Below are 396 nucleotides of genomic sequence, written 5' to 3'. Positions count from 1 at the left end.
CCCCGACGGCGAGGACGCCGTCGCCGGACGGCGAGGAGACGGAAGTGACGAGCGTGACCGAGACCCGCTCTCAGACCCCGACGACCGAGACCACCGACGGAGGCCGTCCGCGCCACGGTCAGTCGAGCCGAGGCTGTCCACGGCGGCGGCGTCCGGGGCGTCGCCGCTCGGGCCGTCGTCGTCCGGGGCAGCACCGTCCAGCGCACCAGCGCTCGGGGCGTCGCCGACCGGGGTGTCGGCGTCCGGCGTGTCGCCGTCCGGCGTGTCGTTGTCCGGGCCGTCGGCGTCCGGGCCGGCGTCGTCGCCGGTCGCGGGCTGCGAATCGTCGGCGGCCCAGTCCGGTCGGGCCATCGGGAGCGGCACGATCGGACCGGTGAACGCCGCGGTCACCGCCGG

1 pseudogene is annotated in these 396 nt (G+C 77.5%); it reads right to left on the bottom strand.

Annotated elements, in window-relative coordinates:
- Window positions 1–396: pseudogene (locus I5E_RS25215) on the bottom strand (hypothetical protein); the annotation flags it as partial.

The sequence above is a fragment of the Curtobacterium sp. B18 genome (assembly GCF_000333375.1).
GTDB lineage: Bacteria > Actinomycetota > Actinomycetes > Actinomycetales > Microbacteriaceae > Curtobacterium.
The sequence above is the reverse complement of the archived record's forward strand: the minus strand, read 5'-3'. Positions and strand labels throughout refer to the sequence as shown.